Below are 26,063 nucleotides of genomic sequence, written 5' to 3' on the forward strand. Positions count from 1 at the left end.
CGAACGAATCGATGCTCTGCGTCGGCCTCGATCCCGATCCGGCCAAGTTCCCCGGTTCGTGGAAAGACGACCCGGACCGCATCTTCGACTTCTGCGCGACGATCGTCGACGCCACCAAAGACCTGGTGATTGCGTTCAAGCCGCAGATCGCCTACTTCGCGGCGCAGCGCGCGGAAGACCAGCTCGAACGCCTGATCGCGCACATCCACAACGCGGCACCCGAGGTGCCGGTGATCCTCGACGCGAAGCGCGGCGACATCGGCAGCACCGCCGAGCAGTACGCGCGCGAAGCCTTTGAGCGCTACCAAGCCGACGCGGTCACGCTGTCGCCCTTCATGGGCTTCGACTCGCTCGAGCCGTACCTGGCCTACCCCGGCCGAGGTGCGATCTTGCTGTGCCGCACGTCCAACCCCGGGGGCAGCGACCTGCAGGCGCAGATGCTGGAAGGCGGCGAGCGGCTGTACGAACGCATTGCGCGCCTTGCCGAAAACGAATGGAACCGCACCGGCCAGCTGGCCCTTGTGGTGGGAGCCACCTTCCCCGACGAACTGCGCCGCGTGCGAATGCTGGCGCCTTCGCTGCCGTTGCTCGTGCCGGGCGTGGGCACCCAGGGCGGTGACATCGAAGCCACGGTGCGCGCGGCTTTCAGCCCGATCGCGCCCACCATCGTCAGCTCGTCGCGCGCTGTGCTGTATGCCAGCGCGGGCGCAGACTTCGCCTCGGCCGCGCGCCACGTCGCCGAGACAACGCGCCTCGCCCTGAACGCCGCTCGGCCAGCCTGAGCGCAAGCGTTCGGACCGCCTCGCGAAGAGCGCGCCCCGTTGGCCCGTCGCCAGCCGACTGCAATACCCGTTTGCCGCGTTGGTTGCTTCTTGTTCCAAATGAGATGAGCCCCTTCACCCGGTAATTTCGCTATAGCAGGAGTGACTGTCTCGAAGAGATGCTGGGCCCGGATGGGGCGCGGCGTCTCAGCCACGTTGCGAAGGCAACATGACGGTCGCGAATGTCACGTCCAACCGGGAAACACATGCGCAACTTTTCACTCATCTCACTCATCTGCGCGGCAGCCGCCGCTGTGGTGGCGTGCGGCGGCTCCGAAGGCCCGGCCGTGGACACCCAGGCGTCTCACACGGAACGAGCGGCCGCGCAACCACTGGCCGCGGCTCCGGTCTGGAAACCGCTGGTACCAGGCACGAGCTGGCAATGGCAGATCGACGGCAACACGGTCAACGAAACCGTGCTCGACGGCGTCAACAACACCAGGAAGATGTATGACATCGACATGGAGCACACCGATCCGGCAACCATTGCGCGCCTCAAAGCCAAAGGCATCTACGTCGTCTGCTATATGGAAACGGGCGCGTGGGAGATCGGCCGCTCCGACGCCCAGGACTACCCCGCGGACATCTTGAGCACAGAGTGGATGCCAGGCTACGAAAACAAAGAAAGGTTCGTCGACATCCGCCGCACGGATGTGCTGCTGCCCATCTTGCAGCGTCGCCTTGACCTGGCCATGGCCAAAGGCTGCGATGGCATCGAACCGGACCTTGACGACTCCTACACCGAGCCCACCGGCTTCGATCTCACGAAGGAAGACCAGATTCGCTTCAACACACTGCTGATCGCGGAAGCGCACAAGCGTGGGATGTCGATGGGCTTGAAGAACGGCCCGGACATCGCACTTGAAATGTCGTCGATTGCAGACTGGGCGCTCAACGAGCAATGCAATCGTTACGCGGAGTGCGATGGCTACAAGGCGTTCATCGCCAAGGGCAAGGCCGTGTTCAATGTGGAGTACCAGCAGCCCGACCGGATGACGCTCGAAAGATTCTGCGCAAAAGACAATGCGGCGAACTTCGATGGGTTGCTAAAGCGTTCCAGCGAAACCCTGGCCGCCTTGCCTCGCGCGGCTTGCAGCTTCGAGGGCTTCCCCTGGGTTCGGCCCGATGTGCCCACACCCACGCCCACGCCTACGCCTACGCCTACGCCTACGCCTACGCCTACGCCTACGCCTACGCCTACGCCTACGCCCACGCCCACGCCCACGCCCACGCCCACGCCTACGCCTACGCCCACGCCTACGCCTACGCCCCCACCACCAACCTCGACCTGGAAGCCGCTCGTGCCTGGGACCAGTTGGCAGATCCAGATCAACGGCGAGACGATCGATGAGACCGTGCTCGACGAGGTGCGCAATGCCCGCAAGATGATCGATGTCGACATGGAGGCCACCGACCCGGCCACCATTGCCCGCATGAAGGCGAAAGGCGTCTACGTGGTTTGCTATATGGAGGCAGGCGCCTGGGAGGACTACCGACCGGACGCAGGCGCCTACCCAGCGAGCGTTCTCGGCAAGAGAATGAATGGCTTCGCACGCGAACGCTGGGTCGACATCCGCCGCATCGACATCTTGCTGCCGATCCTGGCGGCCCGGATGGACAAGGCCAAGGCCAAAGGCTGCGAGGGCATAGACCCCGACCTGGACGACTCCTACACCGAAAAAACCGGCTTCCCACTGACGAAGGCCGATCAACTGCGATTCAACGCCGCCATTGCCAGTGAAGCGCACAAGCGCGGCATGTCGATTGGGTTGAAGAACGGCGCTGGCATCGCTGTAGAGATGTCGACCATCGCCGATTGGGCGCTGAACGAGCAGTGCAACCGGTACCACGAGTGCAATGGCTACAAGGCATTTATCACCGCCGGCAAGGCTGTCTTCAACATCGAGTACAGCGAGCCTGACGGGAGCACGCTAGAGACCTTCTGCGATGTCGACAACGCCGCCAATTTCGACGGAATCCTCAAGCTGTCCAGTGAAACGCTTGCCGCCCGACCCCGCGCTGCATGCCGTTTCGAATGACTCCCCGCAACCCCACCGAAAGCCAGCGCCGCATGCCATCACATTCCACTCTTTCAAAAACCGCACGCATTGCCGTGCTGATCGCGTGCGCCTCGACACCAGCGTTCGCCGCAGGCGGCGCCCGCGGCATCGAGGTCGCGCTGCCGGCCTATGTCTTCGCTGACGACCCCTTTCTGCAAGATCTGAAAAACCCGGTGAAGACGCCGGTGCCGCCGGCCATCGTCGTGCTCAACATCGGCAACGGCGACGTCGACGTCTCTCAGCTCGACCCTGAGGCTGATGCATTGCGCCAGCGTGTCACGGCCAGTGGGGAGCGGGTAAAGGTGATCGGCTACGTCTACACCAGCAAGGGCCTGCGCGACGATGCGGCGATTCGGGAAAGCATTGGCCGGTACCTGCAGCCGAGAAACGGCGCGGTTCACTTCGATGGCATCTTCTTCGACGAGGTGCCTCGCGAATGTGGTCCCACGCCCGGCTCGATGGAGTGGCGCGACAAGTACCGAAGCCTGCGCGAGTACATCTGGTCGAGCCTGCCTCGCACCGAAGAGCTCGTCGTGAACAACGTGGGGACTGCCGTGTTCGATTGCTATCTGGAGACAGGGCACGACACTGCCGACACGTTCATTACTTTCGAAGATTCGGCCGCGCACTACATGACGGACGCCCTAAGTGTCGGCTGGAAGTACGGCTGGCTCGGTGGGAACGTGGTGCAAAACAACGCTTACCTGCCTGGCGAGCAATACGGTTCATGGCGGTTCTGGCATCTCGTCTACGGGGTCGACGCAAACAATTGGGCCACCGTCGTGCAAACCGCCATACAGCGTTACGCAGGGTATGTTGACGCGACCGACGACATCTACAGCCTCGACTCGAAAGGCAAAGAGGTTCTCAATCCCTGGGATCGCAAGCCCGCTTTCCTCAACGACGAAATCGGCTACGCCGGCTCCTTGAGCGCGCCACTTCGGCGCTGAGGGCCTTCACTCTGCTTTGATCGTTTGAGCTGTGAGGCGTGACCCGGCTTGCCCGGGCACGTCCACCGTCGACAGGCAACCGCCGCTCAGGTGAGGTAGCAAAGCCCGCGCCTAAACCACCAGCGGCAGCGCCCTCACCCTCTTCCCCGTCAACACAAACAAGGCATTCGCCACCGCCGGCGCAATGGGTGGCGTGCCCGGCTCGCCCACGCCGGCAGGCGGGTTGGCACTCGCCACCAGGTAGGTCTCGACGCGGGGCGAATCCGCCAGCGTCACCACCGGGTAATTCGGAAAATTGGTCTGCTGCACCACACCGCCCACGATGTCGACCCGCCCCCACAACGCCGCACTCAAGCCGAAGATCACCGCACCCTCCATCTGCTGCGCCACGATCCCTGGGTTGACCACGGTGCCGATGTCGGCCGCGCACACCACGCGGTGCACGCGCGGCTTGCCATCGAGCAGCGACACCTCGGCCACCTGGGCCACGATGCTGCCGAAGCTCTCGTGCAGCGCCACCCCGTGCGCATGCCCTGCGGGCAGCGGCTGCCCCCAGCCGGCCTTGTCGGCCGCGAGCTTCAGCACCGCTGCGTAGCGCGGCATGTCCGTCAGCAGCGACAGCCGAAACGCCACCGGGTCTTGCTTCGCCTCGTGCGCCAGCTCGTCGATGAAACACTCAGAGAAGAACGCGTTGTGCGAATGCCCCACCGAGCGCCAGAAGCCCACCGGCACGCCGCTGCGCGTGGCCACATGTGCAATGCGCTGGTGGGCAATCGCGTACGGCAAATCGAACAGGCCTTCGCTCGCCGTCTTGTCGGGCATGTCCACCGGGCCTGCCAACGCCGGCAAGCCACGCTCCATCCAGCGCGGCGTGATCAGGTCGCCAGCGCTGGTGATGCTCAAGCTGGTAACCACCCCCTGCGCATCGAGACTCGCCTGCATCACGGCCGCAGCCGCGGGGCGGTAGAAGTCGTGCGTGGTGTCTTCTTCACGCGGCCACACCAGCTGCACTGGGCGGCCGTTGGTCTCCATTGCCACGCGCACCGCCTGGCCGACGAAATCGACTTCGAGCCTGCGGCCGAAACCACCGCCGAGGTAGGTCACGTGCAAGGTCACAGCGTCTTCGCCGACCCCCGCCACGCGAGCAGCGGCAGCGCGCGCCATGTCGGGCACCTGGGTCGGAGCCCAGACTTGCACCTTGCCGTCTTTCACCTGCGCGGTGCAGTTGATCGGCTCCATCGCCGCATGCGCCAGGTAGGGCGCCTGGTACACAGATTCAACCCGGCGCGCCGCGGCCGCGCGAGCCGCCGACACGTCGCCCACTTTGTGGAAAGCGAAGCCACCCTGCGACGCTGCCGCCTCGCGGGCTGCAGCCTCCAGGCTTTGCGCAATGCGCTTGGAATCGACCGTGCCCGCCGGTGGCGCGCGCCACTCGATGTCAAGGGCCTGCGCGCCCTGCTTGGCATGCCAATAGGTGCGGCCCACCACCGCCACACCGGCGGTCGAGCCCGCATAGGGGCCCAGGCGCACCACACGGTCCACGCCGGGCAGTTTCATCGCGGCTTCGCTGTCGATGCGGCCCGGGCTGCCGCCGAGCATGGGTGCGTGGCGCATCACCGCAAACAACTGGCCGGGCAGTCGGGTGTCAATGCCGAATTTCGCGCTGCCATCGACCTTGGCGGGCAGGTCGGTGCGCGGCGCCCCGGTGCCAATCAGCTTCCAGGCCTTCGCGTCTTTGGGCTTGACCTCGCCCACCGGCGTGGCCGCGGCCGCGCGCGCGAGCTCGCCGAAATGGGCCTTCTCTGTGCTGCCCGAGTGGCTCACCACGCCGTCAACGATCTGCAGCTCTTCGCGCGGCAGCTTCCATTTCAACGAGGCCGCGCCGAGCAGCTGCGCGCGCGCGGTCGCTGCAGCCAGCCGCAGCACGCCCCAGGCATCGGCAATGCTCGATGAACCGCCCGTGACGCTGATGCCCAGCTCGCGCGCCACCTTGCTCACGATCCACCGGCCCGTCTTGACGCCGCCCGTTTCATGGCTTGGCTCAGTATCGTGCGGGTGCAGCGGCAGGCTGGCCACGAACATGGCCACATTGCCGTAGATCTTGTCGGGCGCGGCCTGCACCAGCTGCACCTTGGCCAGCGAGATGTCGAGCTCCTCGGCCACCAGCATGGCGAGCGCGGTGTGCACGCCCTGGCCCATTTCGCTGCGGTTCATTGCGAGTTGCACGCTGCCGTCGGGGTTGACCTTGAGCCAACCGTTCAGGCCCACCGGGCCCTCGGCCGCCGCGGGCTTGTCAGGGCCACCCAGCCGGCTGCGCGGGGGCAGCACGCCCCAGCCCACCACCAGCGCGCCGGTGGCCCCCAGACCCAGCAGCAGCATGCTGCGGCGCTTCATGCCAAGGCTCCGGAGCGGGCCTGGCCTTCACGCAAGCTTTTGGCCGCCGTCTTGATGGCGTCTCGAATGCGCGGGTAGGTGCCGCAGCGGCAGATGTTGGTGATGGCAGTGTCAATCTCGGCATCGCCCGGGTCGCGGTTTTTTGCGAGCAGGTCGGCCGCGGCCATCAGCATGCCGCTCTGGCAGTAGCCGCACTGCGGCACCTGGTGCAGCACCCAGGCCTTCTGCAAAGCATGGGGTCGCTCGGGCGTGCCCAGGGCTTCGATGGTGCGAACCGGCTTGCCAAGGGCTGCCGACAGCGGCGTGACGCATGAGCGCACCGCTTGCCCATCCACATGCACCGTGCAGGCGCCGCAGGCCGCCACGCCGCACCCAAACTTGGTGCCGGTGAGGTTGAGCACGTCACGGATGACCCAAAGCAAGGGCATGTTGGGGTCGACGTCAGCGTCGGGCACGCTGTGGGTTTGGCCATTGACGCTCAAGTCCATGCACTCGTCTCCTGATGGTTGTGCCCGATTCTGCGGCATGCCCACACAATGCAGCACGCCAAGGCGACGCGGGTACGGCCCTTGCATACAAGTTTTGCCGATTCCATCCCCTTGCATCACAACCGTTGGAGTGAACCTGTCATGACCCGTACCCTCAAGGCCGTTGCACTGGCCGCCGCCTCGCTTTGCTTGTCGGCCCCCGCCCTCGCGCAATCGTCCGTCTCTCTCTACGGCCTGGTCGACATGTCGGCCGGCCAGTTTCAAGATGCCGGCGCCACCAAGGTGAAGAAGGTGCAGAGCGGCAACATGGCGACGAGCTTTCTCGGCTTCAAGGGAAGTGAAGAGCTGAGCAGCACACTGAAGGCCAAGTTCGCCATCGAAACCTTTCTGCGTGCGGACACCGGCGAGGCCGGCCGCTTCGGCGGTGATGTGTACTGGGCCCGCGCGGCCTGGGTTGGCCTGGCCGGCGACTTCGGCTCCACCACGCTGGGCCGCACGACCAACCAATTCTTCGTCTCCACGCTGATCTTCAATGCCCTCGGCGACTCGTTTGGTTACTCGCCGTCCATCCGCCAAGTACTCACGCCCAGCGTGGTGCACCCGCAGATGCTGGCCTTTCTGGGCGACACCGGCTGGAGCAACTCCATCCTCTACTCGAGCCCCAGCGCCGGTGGTCTCAGCTTCAACCTGCAAGCCGCGCTCGGCGAAGGCACCCAGCCCGGCCGCAACGTCGGCGCCAACGTGCTGTACTTCGGCGGCCCCTTCGCTGCCACGGTGGCCTACCAGCAGGTCAAGCAGGGCATCAGCGGCTTCACGCCGGCCATTCAGTCGGCCGGCTTCAAGAGCCAAGACTCCGCCCAGGTGGGCGCGTCCTACGACCTGACGGTGGTGAAGCTCTTCGGCCAGTACAGCCTGGTCAAGACCAAGGCCACAGCCGACACCAAGAGCACCATCTATGGCTTCGGCCTCTCTGCTCCCATAGGGCCGGGCAAGCTGCTGGCGCAGTACGGCAACGCCAAGGCCGAGTTCCCGACCACCGAGGTCATCAGCAAGACGCTGACGGTGGGCTACGACTACAACCTGTCGAAGAGCACCGACATCTACGCCCTGGTGATGAACGACAAGCTCACTGGCCTGGCCACCGGCAACACCATCGCCGCCGGGCTCAAGGTGAAGTTCTGAGCCAGCGCTCAGTCGCTCAACGAAAGGCGCGTCAGAGGCGCGCCAGAAGCAGCTGAGAGCTCAGCAAGGGGTCATCGGCATCGGTCACCAGGCAGATGTCGATGCCCGCTTTGTGCACCCGAGCGGCGATGCCCTCGACCTTGAGCGAGGGCGTCAGCAGGTGCAGCGCCTGCAGCTCACCATCTACGCTGACGAGGCCCACCGCCGCACCGGCGCAGGGGCCGTCTGCATAGCTGCTGGCGGTGTTCTCCGCAGCTGCGCAAAACACCCAGCGCCCATCGGGCAGCGCCGCTCCATCGGTGAAGCCGAACGACACGCCGTCGATGGCACCAAGCGGGTAGGGCTTGATGGACCGCGGTGCCACGCGGCTGCGCGTGCCATCGATCGCGGCGCGCAGCGCACCGCCCCGATAGCGCACCACCGCGTTACCCGACTGCCCAGAGACCCCGCGGTTCAGCAGCACCAGCTCATCGCCGAGCAGCATTGCGCCTTCGATGTTGATCTCGCCGAGCGCCGCACGCAGCGGCTCGTACAGCGGCTTGAGGTCGAAGCGCTGGGCCTGCCGGCTTTGCGCAAGAGGCTGGCCGCGTGCGCTCAGCGAGACCACGACGCCAGTGTCGCGGTTGAGCCTCGAGCCCGAGCCGAAGGCCACGAGTGCGCCTTGCCACAGCAGCAAGGCTTCCAGGTCGGGCTTGAGTTGCTTGCGCACCTTCTTCGAGTGCGGCAGGTCGCCGGGGAGAATGCGGTGCAGCGTGCCCGGGCTGTGTGCATCACGAAACACCGCCAGGTGGTGCTCGTCGTCTGACACCACGTAGGCGCGGCCATGCGCGCACACCAAGCCGCTCGCCGCGCTGAAGTGCGGCTGCCCGCGCGGGTGCTGGGCCGCATCGACCGTCAGCGCGCGCAGCCGCCGGGCCACCAGTGGCATCGCCGAGAAGGGGATGGGGCTCATGTCAGCAAGGCTAACAGCCAGCCGCGCCCAGCCATGCGGAACAAAATGGGGTGTCGTGCGTATACGTGCGGCCAACCACCTCAACGGAGACCCCATGCGCACAAGAATTTGCCTGTCCCTCGCACTGCCGCTGGTTCTGCTGACCGGCACCGCCTGCAGCCTGTTCGCGCCGAAGAACCCGATGACCTTCTTCGTCACCAGCACCGGCAACGGCCAGGGTGCCAACTTCGGCGGGCTGGCCGGCGCCGACAAGCACTGCCAGACCCTGGCCCAAGCTGCCGACGCGGGGCGGCGCACCTGGCACGCCTACCTCAGCACCAACGATGCTGGTGGCAGCACGGCAGTCAACGCGCGCGACCGCATCGGCAGCGGCCCGTGGCAAAACGCCAAGGGCGAGGTCATCGCCACCAGCGTGGCCGATCTGCACAGTGGCAACAACAAGCTCGGCAAGCAGACCGCAATCACCGAAACCGGTGCGCTCATCAAGGGCCGCGGTGACACACCGAATCAGCATGACGTGCTCACCGGCTCCACCACCGAAGGCCTGCCGACTCCGTCGACCTGCAACAACTGGACGACCAGCGGTGATGGCACCGCCATCGTCGGCCACCACGACCGCACGGGGCTCGACGAGTCGGCGCCAGCGAAGTCGTGGAACGCATCACACGCCACGCGCGGCTGCGGGCAAGAGGCGCTGGTCAAGACCGGCGGGGCCGGGTTGCTGTATTGCTTTGCGGTGAACTGACAGCGGGCTACCCACCCAGCCAGGCCCTGAACGCACCGCCGCGTTCCTGGCTCACGAACACCTCGCCTTCCGAGGCCGGCTGCAACACCAGCTTCAGCCGGCCCTTGCCCGCCGCGGCGAAGCTCGCGATCGCGTGCGCGGCAATCAGCGTCTGGCGATTGGCGCGAAAGAACTGAGCAGGATCGAGTTCGGCCTCCAGCTCGGCGAGCGGCGTTTCCAGCAGGTAGCGCCCGCCGTCTTTCGCGACGGCAATGCTGACCTTGTCGACCGACACCACATAGGCCAGCTGATCGACCGCCAGCGCATGGAACTGGCTGCCCTTGCGCCCCACCACGCGCTGGCGCCAGCGCGTGGCCGGCGTACCCAGGCGCGACAACAGTTCACCCACATCGGCACCAAACTGACGACGCAAGCGCTCGGCCTTGACCAGTGCCTGAGCCAGCGCGGGCTCGCTCACCGGCTTGAGCAGGTAGCCGACCGCCAGCGCACTGAACGCGTCAATGGCAAAACGGTCGTAGGCGGTCGTGAAGATGGTCGGGATGCTGAGCGTGCCGTCCTTGAACAGCTCCAGCGACAAGCCGTCGCTCAACTGGATGTCGAGCAGCATCAGGTCGGGCGCCGCATGCGCGGCCAGCCACTGCGCGGTGGCGCGCACGCTGTCGGCTTGGCCCACCACCACGGCCTGCGGTGCCACGCGGCTGAGCGCCTCGATGAGGCGGGCGCGGGCCGGCGGCTCGTCTTCGGCGATGAAGACGTTCATGGCGCAGCCACCAGCGGCACCTGCACTTCGAAGCGGCCTTCATGCGTGTGCACAGCCAAGGCCTGGCCGCTGAGCAGGCGGCAGCGCTCGTCCAGGTTGGCCAGGCCGGCGCCGGCCGAGGGCATGGCACTGCGCCGCGGCCGCACGGCGTTGGCCACCGTCACCCAGCCCTCGCCCAGCGCAACGCTCACCACCAGCGGCTCGTCGACGCTCGCCTGGTTGTGCTTGACAGCGTTTTCCAGCAGGCCCTGCAGCGCCAGCGGCGCGATCAGCCAGCGCGCAGCGGCCTCATCGCCCGCGGTGTGCCACTGCAGCGGCATGGCCGCACCGAAGCGCAGCTCCAGCAAGCGGTGGTAGCGGCGCAAGAACCCCATTTCATCGGCCAGCGGCACCAGGTCGTGCTGGCGGCTGTCGAGCACGTAGCGGTACACGTCGGCCAGCGTGTCGCAAAACTCGCGGCCGCGCACCGCGTCGTGCGTGACCAGGTGGCCCAGCGTGTTGAGGCTGTTGAAGAGAAAGTGCGGGTCGATTTGCGCCTTGAGCGCCGCCAGCTCGGCCTGCGTGCGCATGCGCTCCAGCCGCTCCACGCGCATCAGGTCAGACTCACGCTCGCGGATCAGGAACACGGTCTCGTAGGCATGCGTCACGAACACCGTGCAGATCACATTGATCAACACCACCAGGTGCAGTGCATTGCGGTCCACCGGCAGCCCGGCGAGCACGAACCACGCAAGCAGCCAGCCGGCCGTGAGCGGTGCGGTGTAGAGCACATTGGCCGTCACCATCATCATCAGTTTGCGAACCGGCTGGCTGAACCAGTCGTAGTGCTCGCGCTGCTTGAAGAGCAGCCAGCGGTTGCCGCCCCAGATGGCCGCAGACAGGCCGATAAAGCCCGCCTGCCCGGCCCAGAACAGCGCCTCGCGCGGCGTGAGCGGGCCATAGAGGTTGCCGAGCCAGGGGATGCACAAACCGAAGCCCAGCACGCCCACAGCCATCAGCGGCCTGTCGTCGAAGCGGATCGGGCCGAGAGGGCTCGGCAGCGGAATGTCGGCGTTCGGCACGCAAGTTTCCTGGTTCACGCAGATTGCGCTGGCGTGAGCTTATCGCCCGTTGCAGCATCGCCGCATTGCCACTAACGAGGAGGTTTCGCAATGGAGAACCTGCATTTCAACTACCTGGCCGTGATCGTCGCGGCGGCGCTCAGCTTCGCGATCGGCGGGCTGTGGTATTCGCCCATCCTGTTCGCCAAACCGTGGATGCGTGAGTGCGGGCTGACCGAAGCACAGACGAAGTCGGCGCCCATGGGCCGCGTGTTCGCCTTGTCAGCCCTGGCTGCTCTGGTGATGGCCTTCAACCTTGCCGCCTTCATCGGCGCCAAGGCGTCATTGAGCTTCGGGCTCTTTGCCGGCGCGGCCACCGGCATCGGCTGGGTGGCGATGTCGCTGGGCGTGATCTACCTCTTCGAGCAGCGCTCGCTCAAGCTGTGGCTGATCAACAGTGGCTACCAGGTGGTGTCGTACACCGTGATGGGCGGCTTGATCGGCGCCTGGCGCTGAGACGCCTTCCGCCCTCGATCCAGAACGCACCGACAGGCAATGCGAGCTCGTCGCCGTAGGTGGCGCGCAGGGCCAGCAGCGGGTGGGGCGCGTGCGGCGGGTTGGGCTCATGGCAGATCAGAAGGCCCTCACCTCGCCGCGCGGCACGAAGCGGCCCATGCCTTCGCGGCCCAGCCAGGTTGCACCGTCGACGATCAACTCGCCGCGCAGAAACACTTTCTCCACCCGCCCTTGCAACGTGCGGCCTTCCAGCAGCGTGTAGTCGCAGTTGCTGTGCAGGTGCTTGGCATGGATGGTCTGCGTGGCGGCAGGGTCGAAGAGCACGATGTCGGCATCGCTGCCCACGGCGATGGTGCCCTTCTTGGGAAACAGGCCGAAGAGCTTGGCTGGCGTTGTCGACGTGAGTTGCACGAAGCGGTTGAGCGAAAGCCTGCCCTGCATCACGCCGATGTCGAACAGGCTCACCAGACGCGTCTCGATGCCGGGCGCCCCGTTGGGGATGAGCGAGAAATCGTCTTTGCCGCGCATCTTCTGCAGCTGGTAGCCGAGGTGGCCTTCCTTCATGCAGAAGGGGCAGTGGTCGGTGGCGATCACCTGCAGGTCGTCGTAGCGCAGCGCGCGCCACAGGTGCTTCTGATCATCTCCGGTGCGCAGCGGTGGCGTCATCACGTACTTGGCAATCTCGAAGTCGTCGCTCGCGTAGACCGAGTCGTCGAACAGCAGGTAGTGCGGGCAGGTTTCAGCAAACACCGGAATGCCTTCGTCGCGCGCAGCCACGATGTGCTTGAGCGCCTGGTTCGACGACACGTGCACGAAGTAGATGGGTGCTTCGGCCAGCTCGGCCAGGCGGATGCCGCGGTGCGTGGCCTCGCCTTCCATGAGGGCCGGGCGCGTCATGGCGTGGTAGCGCGGCGCGGTATGGCCGGCCGCCAGCGCCTCCTTGATCAGCAGGTCGATCACGGTGCCGTTTTCGGCGTGCAGCGCCACCATGCCGCCATCGGCGCCCACCTGGCGCAGCATCTGGAAGATGGCAGCGTCGTCGGCCATCATCACGCCGGGGTAGGCCATGAACATCTTGAAGCTGGTGACGCCCTCGTGGCGCATGGCGTGCTTCACGTCGGCCAGCACCTGCGCGTCGACGCGGGTCACGATGCAGTGCAGGCTGTAGTCGATGTTGACCTGCGGCTCGGCTCTGCGCTGCGCACGGGCGATGGCTTCGAGCGGTGAGTCGGCGGCGGTCTGCAGTGCGAAGTCGACCACCGTGGTGGTGCCACCGAAGGCCGCGGCTTTGGTGCCACTGGCGAAGGTGTCGCAGGTGATGGTGGGGCCGATCACGTTTTCCAGATGCACGTGGGTGTCGACGCCCCCGGGCAGCACGTAAAACCCAGTGGCGTCGACGACCTTCACGTCGGCGCCCACCGCGAGATCGCGGCCGATGGCGTGCACGATGCCGTCTTGCAACAGCACGTCGGCCACATAGTCGTCGGTTGCGGTGATGACGCGGCCGTTGCGGATCAGGGTGGTGCTCACATGAACACATGCAGGTTGGAGGATGGAACCTGCAGAACGCAAACCGCATGCCAAGGCAAGCCACGCCAGGGATCGCGATCCTTGCCGCATTTTGCTTTGCCGGCACGTTATGGTGGTGCGGCACCTGATTGGGGTGGCGCCCCGGGCACCACAACCGGCAGCCCCGCTGCACTGAGAACTCAGGGTTTTCACGGGCACCTGGTTTGTCGAAAGACGGCAACACCATTCGTCGTACAGGAACGGCCGTTGCAAGGCGCACATGTGCCCTGCCGTCATCCCTCTACAGGAGCCCCCACATGAGCCAGACCCCCGCACAGACCCTCGCCCAAAACCTCGCGCTCAAGCCCGCGCTGGAGCTGGCGCAGAGCAGCGTGATCGACTACCCCGGCGAAAGCGCCGAATACCGGCGCGCGCGCACCGCCTTGTTGGCCGAAGAGATCGAGATGCGCCGGCAGATCGAGCGTGTGGCCGCCTTGCGGCGCGCCTTGCCGCCCGGCGGGCGGGTGCCGCAAGACTATTCATTCGAAAGCGAGAGCGGGCCCACGCGGCTGTCGGACATGTTCAATGGCAAAGACACGCTGGTCACCTACAACTTCATGTACGGCCCACAGCGCGAACGGCCCTGCCCCATGTGCACTTCGCTGCTGGGTGCGCTCGACGGCGAGATGGCCGACATCCTGCAGCGCACGGCCTTTGCCGTGATCGCCACATCGCCTATCGAGCGCCTGGTGGCGTTCAAGCGCAAGCGCGGCTGGCGCCACCTGAAGCTGTACTGCTCGGCTGGCAACGGCTTCAACCTGGCCTACGCCGGCGAGCAGCCAGGCAGTGGCGACAACGCGGCCCTTAACGTCTTCGTGCGCGAGGGCAGCACCGTACGCCACTTCTGGGGCGACGAGATGGGGCCGGGGTCGGCCGACCCTGGGCAAGACGCGCGCGGCGCAGCCAACGCGATGCCGCTGTGGAGCATCCTCGACCTCACACCGCAAGGCCGCGGCACCGGTTGGTACCCGAGCCTCAGCTATACCACTTGAGCGCGCGCACCATGGAGCCCACGGTGGAAGAAGAAGACGCCCGGGTCAAGACCATCATCGAGTCGACGCGCCGCAACCAGGCCTTCTTCAAGCTGATCGCCACATGGCGTGACACAAACCAGTTCAGTGCCTTGAAGCTGAGTTACAGCTGAAGCGCTGACAGGCAGGCCGACCCCCTAGAAACTCTCCGCGGGATTGCTGCTGCAAGAGCGGCGGCGTATATCGGTTGATGGCACCTCAAGGTGCGCCCACCGGAGCCCCGTGCATGAGAGATTCTTTCTTAGACCGAGCCAGCGCCTGCGCGCTGCTGGCCCTGCTCTTGCTGAGCGCCGCGCCCCACGCCGGCGCGAACCCGATCACCGACGAAAACGCGCGCACCGACGGCGTGGTACCGCGCACGCGCTGGGACCGCACCGCGTTTGCCAGCGACCCGGGCGTGGGCTCGGTGGAAGGCTTCTCCACGCAGTTCAGCGTGGCGCCGGGCGACACGGTGCGGTTCAAGGTCAAGACGCCTGCGGGCAGCTCGAGCTACCGCTACGAAATCTACCGCCTCGGCTGGTATGGGGGGAAAGGCGCGCGGCAGGTGTGGCCGGCGTGCAATGGGGCAGGGCCCGCGCCATGCCCACGCATCACCGTCAACGCCAACCCAACCCAGCCCTTGTGCCAGCGCTTCAACACCACCACGGTCGGGCTCAACGTGCCCGACTGCACCAACTGGCGAGCCGCGCGCGCGGCCAATGCCTCATGGCCAGTCGACGCAGCTGCGGTGTCGGGCCTCTACATCGCGCGGCTGTCCAACGTGAACAACCCCGACGACGTGAGCCACGTGCCCTTCGTGGTGCGCGAAGCCGCCACCGCCCCGCGCGCCGAGGTGCTCTACCAATTGGGGGACAGCACCTGGCAGGCCTACAACAGCTACAACGACACCGTGCCACCGCAGTCGCAAGGCTTCTACAACGACGGCAAGCAGGCCGTGTCGTACAACCGGCCCTGGCGCAACCGTGCAGGAAACGTGATCCACGGGCCCAAGCACTTCTTGTTCGACCTCGACCTGCCGATGCTGCGCTTCATTGAGCGCAACGGCATCTCGGTCGGCTACCTCGGTTCGGCCGACCTCGAAGGCTGGGAGCCACAGACCCCACTGGCGGCCACCAACCCACTGACGGGGCGCAAGGCCTACCTCGCCAATGGCCACGAAGAGTACTGGCCACGCAAGCGCCTGCAAAACCTGCAGGCTGCTGCGCAGTCGGGCGTGCACATGCTCTTCCTCTGTGCCAACGCGGCCTACTACAAGACGCGTTTTGTGGCCGACAGCGCGGGTGTCGCAGGGCGCGTACAGATCGCTTACAAGGAAGGCCACGCACAAGACGACCCGCTGCGCAGCGAGATCGAATGGACCGGCGTCTACCGTGACACACGGCCCAACGCATGGGATGCCACCATGCCACCGTGGACGCGGCCTGCCGGCGCACCGGCGGGCTCGAGCAATGCGCTGACCGGCGTGACGCCGGCCGCCGTCAACCTGGTGGCCGAAGGCACGCAGCTGGGCAACGTGCCGGCGCTGACCGTGCCACGCGCTATGCAGGCTTTGCGCATCTGGCGCAACACGGCGTGCGCAGGCGCGGCCAATGGCTGCACGCTCGGCAAGGCCAACGTCGGCTTCGAGATGGACTTGCGCGCCGACCGCTACATGGACGCCTTTGTGGCCACGCAGCCGCCGGGCGTGTTCAGCGTGGCGGCCACGGTGGCCAACCTGACAGGCGATGGCCTGCACGCCGACAGCGGCCATGGCTACGGCGTGCGGCCTTTCAGCGACGTGGTCGACTTCCGCTGGCCGCACATGACCATCGAGGCCACGCAATACCGCAACACCGTTGGCGCGCTGGTGTTCGCGTCGTCGTCGTTCCGCTGGTCGCACGGGCTCGACGCGGCACGCAGCACCGGTGAAGATCCCGCCGGCGTGAGCCTGGACATGCAGCAGGCCACGCTCAACCTGCTGGCCGATATGGGCGTGCAGCCCGGCTCGCCGATGCCCGGCCTCGTGCCAGCAGCAGCGTCGACCGACCACAGCGCACCGGTCAGCCAGATCACCCAGCTCAACCACGCCTCGGGGCTGGTGACCGGGCTAGCAACCGACAGCGGCGGCGGTGTGGTCGCCGGCGTCGAGATTTCGTTCGACGGCGGCACGCGATGGCACGGCACCGTGCTGACGCAAGCCGACACGACCAGCACCTGGTCACACACCAGCGTGGTGCCGGCCAACACCACGCCGCTGGTGCGGGCGGTCGACGACAGCGGCAACCTCGAAGCTGCGCACGGCCCGGGCCTCACCATCCCGGCAAGCGACGGCCTGGCCGTCACCACCATAGGCGTGGCCGGAATACCGAGTGTCAACGGCGTACTGGCGCAGGTCATCGCCCCCGCACCGGGGGGTGTGCGGACTCTGGCGACGGGGTGGACCTCGCTCGTCGCGATGGACATGAATGACGACGGCCTGAGCGATCTGCTGTCGTACAACGTACTCACCGGCCAAGCGATCCACGAACTGGCGGAGCCCGACCCGCCGGGCATGCGCGCCCTCGTGAGCGGCGTGAACCTCGGCAAGGGGTGGACGTCTATCGTACCGATGAACATTCACGGCGAAGGCCGGCCCGACATCGCCGACCTGCTGCTCTACAACGCAGCGACCGGGCAGACCGCGTATGAGATCGGCGCCTCTCCCGGCGTGCTGAACGGCATCGGCGATGCCGCTTTCGCGGCGCCGGGCTTCACCGCGATCATCCCGATGAACATCAACGGCGACGCCCTCACCGACTTGCTTTGGTACAACGCAGCGACGGGCCTCGCTGTGTACACGGTTGGCCGCTACGACGGCAAGGTCTACGGCCAGCACGTGATTGCGGTGCGAGACGCCGCACCCGGCTGGACCGCCATCGTGCCTATGCGCCTGAACGGCGATGCTCTCACCGACCTGCTTTCGTACAACGCGGCCACGGGCCTGGCCATCTACTCGGTTGGCGACGGCACGAGCCAGACCGTTGTGCGTACGGTGCAGGCCGCGCCGGGGTGGACCTCGATCGTGCCCTTCGACCTGAACGGCGATGGCCTGACCGACCTGCTCTCGTACAACGCAGCCACCGGCCTGGCCTTCTATTCCATCGCCACGGGCAGCGGCGAGCAGCAGGTGGTGGGGACAGCGGTGCAAGGGGCAGCGTGGTGGACGTCGATCGTGCCGATGAAGCTCACGCGAGACCCCGCGGGCAACAAGCGGGGCAACACCGACCTGCTCTTTTATCGCTAGCCTTCTGGCGCTACCCTTCGCAGACCCGCTCACTCCCCGATTTGGTCGATCCCCGCATGCCTGCCACCGCCCTCGCCCACCTGCCACCCAGCGGCCCCACAGAGCTGCTGTTCTTGCTCTTCCATGGCGTGGGTGAGAGCGCCGCGGGCATGGCGCCACTGGCGCAGCGCCTGGTGGCCGAGTACCCACAGGCCGCGGTGATCTGCCTCGATGCACCAGAGCCTTACGACGGCGTGGCCGCAGGCAGCGGGCGCTGGCAGTGGCTGAGCGCTCGCGGCATCAACGATGCCAACCGCGCCGAGCGCGTGGCTGCTGCCCTGCCGCGCTTCATCGCCACGGTGCGTGCCCTGCAGCAGCAGTTCAGCATGAGCTGGGAGCGCACCGCACTGGCCGGCTTCTCGCAAGGCGCGGTGATGTCTTTGGAAGCGGTGCAAGCCGAACCTGAGCTTGCCGGCCGCGTACTCGCGTTCTCGGGCCGCCATGCCACGCCGCCTGTGCACGCACCGCACGACACCACGGTTCATTTTTTCCACGGCATGAAAGACACGGTGATTCCCCCCGGCCCGGTCGTCGATTCAGCCGAGCGCTTCATCGCACTCGGCGCCGACGTGACGGCCGACGTGCTGCCCGGCATCGCCCACGAGCTGCACCCATTGATGATGGACAAAGCCATCGAGCAGCTGCGCACCTTTCTGCCCAAGAAGGTGTGGCGCGACGTGATGAGCGAGGCGCCGCTGATCCCGCGCATCGCCTCCAGCGACGAGCTGGGCGAGGGCTGAGGCCGCCCTCAGTCCAGCGACACCTCGGCCTTCACCGCACCGGCACGGTCGGCGCGGGCGCTCAGGGCGAGCTTGGTGCCTTTGGGCGCGCGCACCACCCACTCGGCCACGGCGCGGTCGGCGGTGACGTCGGTGGCGGGCAGAAACGCCTGCAGCGAATTCTTGGGCGCATGGCCTTCGAGCTGCGGGCCTTCGATGCGCTCTTTGCCGCTGACCAGCGAGATGGTGGGGTCGCCCGAGGGCAGGTGGATCTCGAACATCACGCCGCGCACCACCTTGCGCTCCAGCGCCCGCTTGCTCACGTAGGCCGGCAGCCAGCCGCTGTTGCACACCGCAAAGCGCACGCGCCAGGTGTCGGGCCCGAGCGCACGCACTTCGGTGCGCAGCACTTCGAGCCGGGGCAGGCTGAGCGCCACCTGCGTCATCCACTTGGGAAAGCGCGCAGCTTCACGCTCACGCAAATGCGGCGGCGGGTTGCGCCAGAAGTTCATCTTGTCCCAGCCGCCTATCTCAACCGCGCCCAGCTGCGGGTGGTGAAACGCCTTCCAGTCCACATGCGCCTGGCCCCCGCACTGCTCGTCGCTCCACTTCAGCAGCTTGAGGTCGTCTTCCACCGGGTGCTCGCGGTACCAGTCGATCCACTTGTAATCGGTGATGCCAGCCTCTTTGTTGGGCGACCAGATCTCGACCACCCAGAACAGCGCACCCAGGTGCTCGTAGACCCAGTCTTGCGTGCCGGTGATGGTTTCCTTGGGGTGGTACTTGAAGTCGTGCCAGATGCTGATGGCCGGGTAGCCGGTGAGCTGCGCCCCCAACGCACTGAAGCGCTTGTAGGCCCACAGGTCTTCAGGCGTCATGTCGTCGTCGCTCTGTGTGCCCATGGGCCGCAGGATCACGCCGCTGTGCGTGTGGTAGCTGATGGCCGCGCCGATGTTGGGGTGCTTCAAGATGAAGTCGACCATGGCGCGCACCTCGGGCTCGCTGGTCGGGTAGGGGCCGGCGCCGACCTGCTCGTGCTCTTGCCGCCACGCCGACGGAAAGTTGCGGTTGAGGTCCAGGCCCTCCGCGTCTTTGTTGACCTTGACGGTGAGGCCATCAAAGTTCTTGAGCGTGCCTTCGGGCATCACACGGTAATACTCGCCGCCGAACTCGCCGGGCTCGCGCGCCACCATCAGCCGCGGGTCCAGTGCGCACTTCTTGTAGCCGCCCATGGGGTCGGCCATGCGCATGAAAAGAATGCGGCCGTCGCCGTCTACGTCTTCCACCGTGAGGCCTTCGACAGGCTCTTCGTCGAAGGGGTAGCGGCGCACCGAAGAGCGAATGTGGCGCGGCCGCTCGGCCAGCGCGAGCTCGGCGCCGTCGGGGTTCAAGCGCGGGCAGATGTAGACCGTGCGTGTGTCGAGCAGCTGGGTGATCTCGCGGTCGTGGCCGTAGCCGCTCAGCAGCTGGTGCAGGTAGTACAGGCAAGCCGTGCTGGCCGTGAGCTCGGCCGCGTGGATGTTGCCGTCAGCCCAGAAGGCAGGCTTGTCTTCGGCCGCGCCGGTCATTGTGTTGGTGACCGTGGCCACCCAGATGTCGCGGCCTTCGTGGCTCTTGCCGAGAGGCGCCACCTGCAGCAGCGCAGGGTAGGCGTCGGCGTAGTCGAACAGCAGCTTGGTGAGTGCGTCGTATTTGTAGAAGGTGTCGAAACGGGGAATGGGCGGCTTGGGCAGGGTCATGGTCGATGGGGTGTCGGGTGCACAGTGGCAGTGCGCGCATCTTGCCGCAAAGAGGCCAATGCGCCTTCAAAAGGCGCTTGACATAGAGTGCGCTCTAGCTCGCCCAAGCCAACACTTCATCTGTTTTCACTGGAGATTGGCCATGAGCACATTGCAAGACAACACCCAAATCAACACCCGCGTCGCACGCAGCTTCTTCGAGCGCTTCAACGCCAACGACATCGACGGCGCGCTGGCCCTGATGCACGACGACGCCACCTATTGGCTTGCCGGCAAGCCCCACCAACTGCCCGGCACCGGCCTGCTCAGCAAGGCGCAGATCACCGAGGTGTTTCGCCGCATGGGCGAGCAGCTCACCGACGGGCTGCGCATGACGGTGACGGGCACCGTGACCGAGGGCGACCAGGTGGCACTCGAAGTGGAGTCGCACGGCACACTGAAGAACGGCCGCGCCTACAACAACGAGTACCACCTGCTCATGCGCCTGCGTGGCGACAAGATCGCGGCCGTGAAGGAGTACTACGACTCCTTGCATGTGTGGGACACCTGGTACCGGCGCTGACAGGAGCACCCCGTGGCAGAGGCTTTCATGATCGGCGAGCTGGCCAGCCGCACTGCGCGCAGCGTGCATGCGATCCGCTGGTACGAGACGCAAGGGCTGATGCCGGGTGTTCTGCGAAATAGCGGCGGTCGGCGGGTCTACAACGAGCAGCATGTCGACTGGCTGCTGCTGATGGAGCGCCTGCGTCGCACCGGCATGTCGGTCGCCGAGATGCGCCGCTACACCGCGCTCGTGAAGCAGGGCAAGGGCACGCTGGGCGAGCGGCGCGACATGCTGGCCGCACACCGCGCTCGCGTGCTCGCCACCATCGAGGAATGGGGTGAGGCGCTCACGCTGCTCGACGGCAAGCTCGACTTCTACGGCGAATGGCTGGCAAGCGGCCATCGGCCGAAGACCGAGCCGGCCGCGCGACTGAATACGCCCTTGAAGACGCCGTTGAAACCCAGGATCAAGCCCCGACCGGCTGCCCGTCGACGAACACCTTGAGCTCGCCCGGCGCAAAGGCTACCCAGGCTTCATCGGCGGTGAGGGGTTCTGTCACCACCACCGCCACACGGTCAGCCGGCGTGGTGACACGGGCGAAGTCGACGCTCATGTCTTCGTCTTGCAAACGCGCGGCCTGGAAGGGGTGCTGGCGCAGCAGGTAGTGCAGATGGGAAGAGCAATGCGCCCACAGCGCCTGGCCGTTGCTCAGCATGAAGTTGAAGGTGCCGTGTGCGGCCACGCGCGGCACCAGCTCGCCCAGGGTGGCCGTGAGCTCGGCGATCGACGGCACGCCCGCATGCGCCTTGGCCAGCTCTTGCATAAGCCAGCAGAAGGCGAGCTCGCTGTCGGTGTTGCCCACGGGGTGGAAGGCGCCGTGCAGGCCGGGGGTGTAATTCTTCAGGTCACCGTTGTGGGCAAACACCCAGTAGCGGCCCCACAGCTCGCGCTGAAACGGGTGCGTATTCTCAAGCGCCACCCGGCCCTGCGTGGCCTTGCGGATGTGGGCGATGACGTTGGGGCTGCGGATGGGGAAGTTGCGCAACATCTGCGCCACCGGCGAGAGCGCCGCGCTTTGCGCATCGACGAACAGGCGCACGCCGGCGTCTTCGAAGAAGGCGATGCCGAAGCCGTCTTTGTGCTCTTCGGCGCGCTTGGAGAAGCCGGTGAAGCTGAACACCAGGTCGGTGGGTGTGTTGGCATTCATCCCGAGCAACTGGCACATCGTTCTTACTCCGTGAACAGCCGCGTGATGCCCTTGACGCTGATCAGGTGCCCCGGGTTGCTGGTTTCATTCAACACGCCGCTCATGCGTTTGACCAGGCGCGGGCTCTTGCGCGCACGCCAGATCAGCAGGTCGATCAGCCACGGGTGGGCGTTGACGCGGTTGGCGCGCTCGTACAGATCAAAGCGCGGCTTGAGTGCCAGCAGGCCGGCCTCGTAGTGCTGCCGCACGGCCGCGTCGACTTGCGACTGCTGGTGCCCACGCAAGATGGCGTGGGCGGCGAGCATGCCGGTCTCCAGCGCCTTGCCTATGCCTTCGCCAGTGAACGAGTAGGTGCTGCCCGCGGCCTCGCCCGTCACCAGCAGGCCGGGGCGGGTGTACTTGGCACCGGCCAGCGTGCAGCGCAGCGGCGCGCCCTTCAGGCCGCCCTGCATCACGCCGCCTGCCATCAGCTCGCGCGCCGGCGCATAAAACTCGCAGAAGCTGTCGAACACGCGCTTGAGGTTGACGTCGTGCATGACGTGGCGGCCTTCGCCGTCTTGGCCATGGCTGTCGACCACGCCAGCACCGATGTTGAACACGCCATCACCACACGGGAAGATCCAGCCGTAGCCTGGGCGCAGCTTGCGGTGCCAGACCACTTCAAGCTCGGTGATGCGGCCGACCATGGCGTCGTTTTTTACGTAGGCGCGCAGGGCCACGCCGGTGGGTGTCTGGCGCTCGCACAGGCCCGCGGCCATCAGCGCCTGCGGCACGGCGCCGCTGGCCAGCACCACCCAGCCCGCGCGTATCTCGCGCTGCACTTTGGCATGCGACACCTGGGCGCCGCAAACGCGCCCGGCCGCGTCGAGCAGCGGCTGCTCGAACTGCACCGGCGCATGCATGCGTGCACCGGCCCGCACCGCGGCACGGCAGACGATGTCGTCGAGCTCGCGGCGCGGCAACACGGCCAGCGTGCCAGGCACGTCAATGCGCCCGCCGCGCGGGCCGATGCAGGCCACGTGGCCGGCGGCCTGGGCGCGGGCCATCACCTCGTCGAGCACGCCGAGCTTGGCGAGGGCGGCGTGGGCGTCGGGAATGAGGCCGTCGCCGCACACCTTTTCGCGCGGGAAGCTGCGCTGGTCGATCAGCACCACATCAAGGCCGGCCAGGGCCAGCACCTGAGCGGCCGCGCTGCCGGCAGGGCCAGCGCCGACCACCAGCACGTCGCAGGTGTCGGGGAGTTGAGACAAAGACAGGTTCATGGGGTGGCAAGCATACCGGCGCGCAGTGCGCACACGCTGTGGCAGCCTGGCACAAACCGCACCTGCCGGTCGGCTAGCTTGCGGGAAAACACCCTGTTGTGGCACTGCCGCGATCTGCTGATGATTCTTCGGCGCGCCTGCCCTGACGCAGGCGCTGGGGTGACGGTGCCTACCGCTCATCAACCAACACAGGAGACCCCCGATGAAGACACCATGGATCGCCATGCTGGCCCTGGCACTGGCCGCCAGCGGCCTCGCAAGCGCTCAGACCAAAGCCTCGCCCAAGGGCTCGCAAGAGCACATCCGTGCGGCCACCGCACGCATCGACGGCACCAGCATGCGCACCAACGGCGTGTCGTCGAAAGACTGGCCCTCGTACGGGCTCGATTACGCCGAAACGCGCTTCAGCAAGCTCGACCAGATCAGCGACAAAAACGTGAAGGGGCTGGGCCTGGTCTGGAGCTACAACCTCGAATCCACCCGCGGTGTGGAGTCGACCCCGCTGGTGGTGGACGGCATCATGTACGTCACCGCCTCGTGGAGCGTGGTGCATGCGGTCGACGTGCGCACCGGCAAGCGCCTGTGGACATATGACCCCCAAGTGCCCAAATCAGCCGGCGTCAACGCCTGCTGCGACGTGGTCAACCGCGGTGTGGCGATCTACCGCGGCAAGGTCTACGTGGGCTCGTTCGATGCGCGCCTGATCGCGCTCGATGCCGCCACCGGCAAGGTGGTGTGGGAGAAAGACACTTCCATCGACCGCAAACTGCCCTACACCATCACCGGCGCGCCGCGTGTGTTCAAAGGCAAGGTAATCATCGGCAACGGCGGCGCCGAGTACGGCGTGCGCGGCTACATCACCGCCTACGACGCCGAAACCGGCAACCAGCAGTGGCGCTTCTTCACCGTGCCGGGCGACCCTGCCAAGCCGTATGAAAGCGAAGCCCTGGCGCGTGCCGCCAAGACTTGGGACCCGAGCGCCAAATACTGGGAAGCCGGCGGCGGCGGCACGGTGTGGGACACCATCACCTTCGACCCCGACCTGAACCTGATCTACATCGGCACCGGCAACGGCTCGCCGTGGTCGCGCCGTGGTCGCAGCCCGGGCGGCGGCGACAACCTCTTCCTGGCCTCGCTGGTGGCCATCAACCCCGACACCGGCAAGTACGTGTGGCACTACCAGGAAACCCCGGGCGACAACTGGGACTACACCTCTACCCAGCCAATGATCCTGGCCGACATCAAAATCGCCGGCAAGGCGCGCAAGGTGATCCTGCACGCACCGAAGAACGGCTTCTTCTTCGTGGTCGACCGCACCAACGGCAAGTTCATCTCGGCCAAGAACTTCGTCGACGTGAATTGGGCCTCGGGCTACGACGCCAAGGGCTACCCCATCGAGACCAACATGGCGCGGCCTGAAGGCAAGTCATACGACAGCATCCCGGGCCCGCTGGGCGCGCACAACTGGCACCCGATGTCGTTCAGCCCCAAGACGGGCCTGGTGTACCTGCCGGCGCAGAACCTTCCGCTCACGCTGATGGACAACAAGGTCTGGAAGATGAACGAGATGACGCTCGGCGTGCCGGGCTCCAACCAGGGCTGGAACACGGCCATGTTCATCAATGCCACGCCCGCCACCAGCAAGCCCTTCGGCCGCCTGCTGGCCTGGGACCCGGTGGCGCAAAAGGAAGTCTGGCGAGTGGAGCATGTGTCGCCGTGGAATGGCGGCACGCTCGCTACCGCCGGCAACCTGGTGTTCCAGGGCACCGCTGACGGCCGCTTCTTCGCCTTCAACGCCAAGACCGGCGAGAAGCTGTGGGAGACGCCCACCGGCACCGGCGTGATTGCCGCGCCCTCCACCTACATGGTCGACGGCAAGCAGTACGTGTCGATCGCGGTGGGCTGGGGCGGCTCGTACGGCCTGGCCCAGCGCGCCAACGAAAAGGTCGGCCCCGGCACGGTCTACACCTTTGCCGTGGGCGGCAAAGAGCCCCTGCCGGAGTTTGCGCAGTACCACATGAATGCGCTGCTCAAGGGCGTGGCCTACGACCCGAAGCAAGTGCCCGAAGGCCAGGGGATCTACGTGGCGACTTGCGTGCTGTGCCACGGCGTGCCCGGCGTAGACCGCGGCGGCAACATCCCCAACCTCGGCTACTCGCAACCCGACGTGATCAACAACCTTGAGGCCTATGTGTTGGGCGGCGCAGCAAAAGATCGCGGCATGCCCGACTTCACCGGCAAGATCAAGCCTGAGGACATTGCGAAGCTGAAGGCGTTCATTCAGGGTGTGCCGGACGCCATTCGGCCGAAGTAAACCGGCCCCGCGCCTGACCCATCACGCCGGCCCTGAGCCGGCGTGATGCTTTCGGAAGCGACGACGGCACAAACTGAGTGGGCCTTCGATACCTCAGGCTGAGCGGGTGGTGTTACTCGAAGCCGATGCGAAGCGAGGCGCGTCTGGTGTGGGCTGGTGTTCATCTACCCCTTCGGACGAGCTAAGCAGCGCAGGGCTTTGCGGGGCGCGCGCGGCGCGCATCAACCTCTGACTTCGGGCGGCTGTTTGAGCGCAGCGAGCGAAGCTCGCGTAGTGAGTTCTGCCCGACCCGCAAAGACCGAGCAGCGCAAGGCAGCCCTCGCGCCGCGAGGGCCGAGTCGGCAGGGGTCGCTTCTTTGCCTTCTTTCTTGGCGATCCAAGAAAGCAGGTCGCCTGCCGGGGCGAAATCCCGGCGCGGCCTCACGCAGTGAACAAGGCCTGCGCAAAACCGAGCGGGCCTTCGATCCGC

Annotated in this window: 22 protein-coding genes; 13 read left to right on the plus strand and 9 right to left on the minus strand. The window is 66.3% G+C overall.

Annotated features, from left to right (window positions below):
• The 3 genes from pyrF to AC30QB_RS12700 all read left to right on the plus strand — a co-directional run.
• The coding region (pyrF, locus tag AC30QB_RS12690; protein WP_489546583.1) for an orotidine-5'-phosphate decarboxylase at positions 1-782 on the plus strand (782 nt) is incomplete at its 5' end.
• A gap of 245 nt (positions 783-1,027) precedes the next feature.
• Entirely contained in the window at positions 1,028-2,860 is a 1,833-nt protein-coding gene (locus AC30QB_RS12695) for an endo alpha-1,4 polygalactosaminidase (protein ID WP_489546584.1), read from the plus strand.
• Complete coding sequence (locus AC30QB_RS12700; protein ID WP_489546585.1) at positions 2,857-3,831, plus strand: spherulation-specific family 4 protein; 975 nt, start codon at positions 2,857-2,859, stop codon at positions 3,829-3,831. Before AC30QB_RS12695 ends, AC30QB_RS12700 begins: the two co-directional genes overlap by 4 nt.
• 111 nt (positions 3,832-3,942) lie before the next feature.
• Here the strand turns inward: AC30QB_RS12700 and AC30QB_RS12705 are convergent, their stop codons facing one another.
• Positions 3,943-6,225 carry a xanthine dehydrogenase family protein molybdopterin-binding subunit gene (locus AC30QB_RS12705; protein WP_489546586.1) on the minus strand — a complete coding sequence of 761 codons (2,283 nt, stop codon included), beginning with the start codon at positions 6,223-6,225 and terminating at the stop codon, positions 3,943-3,945.
• Positions 6,222-6,713, minus strand: coding sequence for a (2Fe-2S)-binding protein (locus AC30QB_RS12710; RefSeq protein WP_489546587.1), 492 nt, complete (start codon positions 6,711-6,713; stop codon positions 6,222-6,224). The genes AC30QB_RS12705 and AC30QB_RS12710 overlap by 4 nt, the downstream gene beginning before the upstream one ends.
• A 141-nt stretch (positions 6,714-6,854) precedes the next feature.
• On the opposite strand from AC30QB_RS12710, the gene AC30QB_RS12715 reads away from it, so the two are divergent.
• Positions 6,855-7,895: a porin gene (locus AC30QB_RS12715; protein WP_489546588.1), complete on the plus strand. Its 1,041-nt coding sequence runs from the start codon at positions 6,855-6,857 to the stop codon at positions 7,893-7,895.
• Between the two features lie 31 nt (positions 7,896-7,926).
• Here AC30QB_RS12715 and AC30QB_RS12720 read toward each other — a convergent pair whose 3' ends face one another.
• Positions 7,927-8,847 (minus strand): DUF6929 family protein, encoded by a 921-nt coding sequence (locus AC30QB_RS12720; protein WP_489546589.1) that lies wholly within the window; start codon positions 8,845-8,847, stop codon positions 7,927-7,929.
• A 94-nt stretch (positions 8,848-8,941) separates the two neighbouring features.
• Between AC30QB_RS12720 and AC30QB_RS12725 the strand changes: the two genes are divergently transcribed.
• Positions 8,942-9,592 (plus strand): hypothetical protein, encoded by a 651-nt coding sequence (locus tag AC30QB_RS12725; protein WP_489546590.1) that lies wholly within the window; start codon positions 8,942-8,944, stop codon positions 9,590-9,592.
• Positions 9,593-9,599: 7 nt separating this feature from the next.
• Here the strand turns inward: AC30QB_RS12725 and AC30QB_RS12730 are convergent, their stop codons facing one another.
• Both AC30QB_RS12730 and AC30QB_RS12735 read right to left on the minus strand, forming a co-directional pair.
• On the minus strand, positions 9,600-10,352 hold the full coding sequence (locus AC30QB_RS12730) for a LytR/AlgR family response regulator transcription factor (RefSeq protein ID WP_489546591.1): 753 nt from the start codon (positions 10,350-10,352) through the stop codon (positions 9,600-9,602).
• Positions 10,349-11,413, minus strand: a complete 1,065-nt coding sequence (locus tag AC30QB_RS12735) for a sensor histidine kinase (protein ID WP_489546592.1) — start codon at positions 11,411-11,413, stop codon at positions 10,349-10,351. Before AC30QB_RS12735 ends, AC30QB_RS12730 begins: the two co-directional genes overlap by 4 nt.
• Before the next feature lie 90 nt (positions 11,414-11,503).
• Between AC30QB_RS12735 and AC30QB_RS12740 the strand changes: the two genes are divergently transcribed.
• Complete coding sequence (locus AC30QB_RS12740; RefSeq protein ID WP_489546593.1) at positions 11,504-11,908, plus strand: DUF1761 domain-containing protein; 405 nt, start codon at positions 11,504-11,506, stop codon at positions 11,906-11,908.
• 117 nt (positions 11,909-12,025) lie between these two features.
• On the opposite strand, the gene hydA is transcribed toward AC30QB_RS12740, so the two are convergent.
• Complete coding sequence (gene hydA / locus AC30QB_RS12745; RefSeq protein ID WP_489546594.1) at positions 12,026-13,438, minus strand: dihydropyrimidinase; 1,413 nt, start codon at positions 13,436-13,438, stop codon at positions 12,026-12,028.
• A gap of 296 nt (positions 13,439-13,734) precedes the next feature.
• Between hydA and AC30QB_RS12750 the strand changes: the two genes are divergently transcribed.
• The 4 genes from AC30QB_RS12750 (at position 13,735) to ypfH (ending at position 18,549) form a co-directional block, all read left to right on the plus strand.
• Positions 13,735-14,469, plus strand: a complete 735-nt coding sequence (locus AC30QB_RS12750; protein ID WP_489546595.1) for a DUF899 family protein — start codon at positions 13,735-13,737, stop codon at positions 14,467-14,469.
• 11 nt (positions 14,470-14,480) lie between these two features.
• Positions 14,481-14,621, plus strand: a complete 141-nt coding sequence (locus AC30QB_RS12755; RefSeq protein WP_489546596.1) for a hypothetical protein — start codon at positions 14,481-14,483, stop codon at positions 14,619-14,621.
• Between the two features lie 113 nt (positions 14,622-14,734).
• Positions 14,735-17,770: a VCBS repeat-containing protein gene (locus AC30QB_RS12760; protein ID WP_489546597.1), complete on the plus strand. Its 3,036-nt coding sequence runs from the start codon at positions 14,735-14,737 to the stop codon at positions 17,768-17,770.
• Between the two features lie 56 nt (positions 17,771-17,826).
• The gene (gene ypfH, locus AC30QB_RS12765) at positions 17,827-18,549 is read left to right on the plus strand and encodes an esterase (protein ID WP_489546598.1); all 723 of its coding nucleotides are present in this window, start codon (positions 17,827-17,829) and stop codon (positions 18,547-18,549) included.
• An 8-nt stretch (positions 18,550-18,557) separates the two neighbouring features.
• On the opposite strand, the gene AC30QB_RS12770 is transcribed toward ypfH, so the two are convergent.
• Positions 18,558-20,267 carry a M14 family metallopeptidase gene (locus AC30QB_RS12770; protein ID WP_489546599.1) on the minus strand — a complete coding sequence of 570 codons (1,710 nt, stop codon included), beginning with the start codon at positions 20,265-20,267 and terminating at the stop codon, positions 18,558-18,560.
• 142 nt (positions 20,268-20,409) lie between these two features.
• Between AC30QB_RS12770 and AC30QB_RS12775 the strand changes: the two genes are divergently transcribed.
• Positions 20,410-20,829, plus strand: coding sequence for a nuclear transport factor 2 family protein (locus AC30QB_RS12775; protein WP_489546600.1), 420 nt, complete (start codon positions 20,410-20,412; stop codon positions 20,827-20,829).
• 27 nt (positions 20,830-20,856) lie between these two features.
• Positions 20,857-21,315: a MerR family transcriptional regulator gene (locus tag AC30QB_RS12780; protein ID WP_489546601.1), complete on the plus strand. Its 459-nt coding sequence runs from the start codon at positions 20,857-20,859 to the stop codon at positions 21,313-21,315.
• On the opposite strand, the gene AC30QB_RS12785 is transcribed toward AC30QB_RS12780, so the two are convergent.
• Both AC30QB_RS12785 and AC30QB_RS12790 read right to left on the minus strand, forming a co-directional pair.
• Positions 21,278-22,036, minus strand: a complete 759-nt coding sequence (locus AC30QB_RS12785) for a class II glutamine amidotransferase (RefSeq protein ID WP_489546602.1) — start codon at positions 22,034-22,036, stop codon at positions 21,278-21,280. The genes AC30QB_RS12780 and AC30QB_RS12785 overlap by 38 nt on opposite strands.
• A gap of 5 nt (positions 22,037-22,041) precedes the next feature.
• Positions 22,042-23,280 carry an NAD(P)/FAD-dependent oxidoreductase gene (locus tag AC30QB_RS12790; RefSeq protein WP_489546603.1) on the minus strand — a complete coding sequence of 413 codons (1,239 nt, stop codon included), beginning with the start codon at positions 23,278-23,280 and terminating at the stop codon, positions 22,042-22,044.
• Positions 23,281-23,482: 202 nt separating this feature from the next.
• Here AC30QB_RS12790 and AC30QB_RS12795 point away from each other — a divergent pair, with 202 nt between their 5' ends.
• Positions 23,483-25,594 carry a PQQ-dependent dehydrogenase, methanol/ethanol family gene (locus AC30QB_RS12795; protein ID WP_489546604.1) on the plus strand — a complete coding sequence of 704 codons (2,112 nt, stop codon included), beginning with the start codon at positions 23,483-23,485 and terminating at the stop codon, positions 25,592-25,594.
• The last annotated feature ends 469 nt before the right edge of the window (positions 25,595-26,063 follow it).

Source organism: Rhizobacter sp., assembly GCF_046595475.1.
In the GTDB taxonomy this organism is placed as follows: domain Bacteria; phylum Pseudomonadota; class Gammaproteobacteria; order Burkholderiales; family Burkholderiaceae_C; genus Rhizobacter.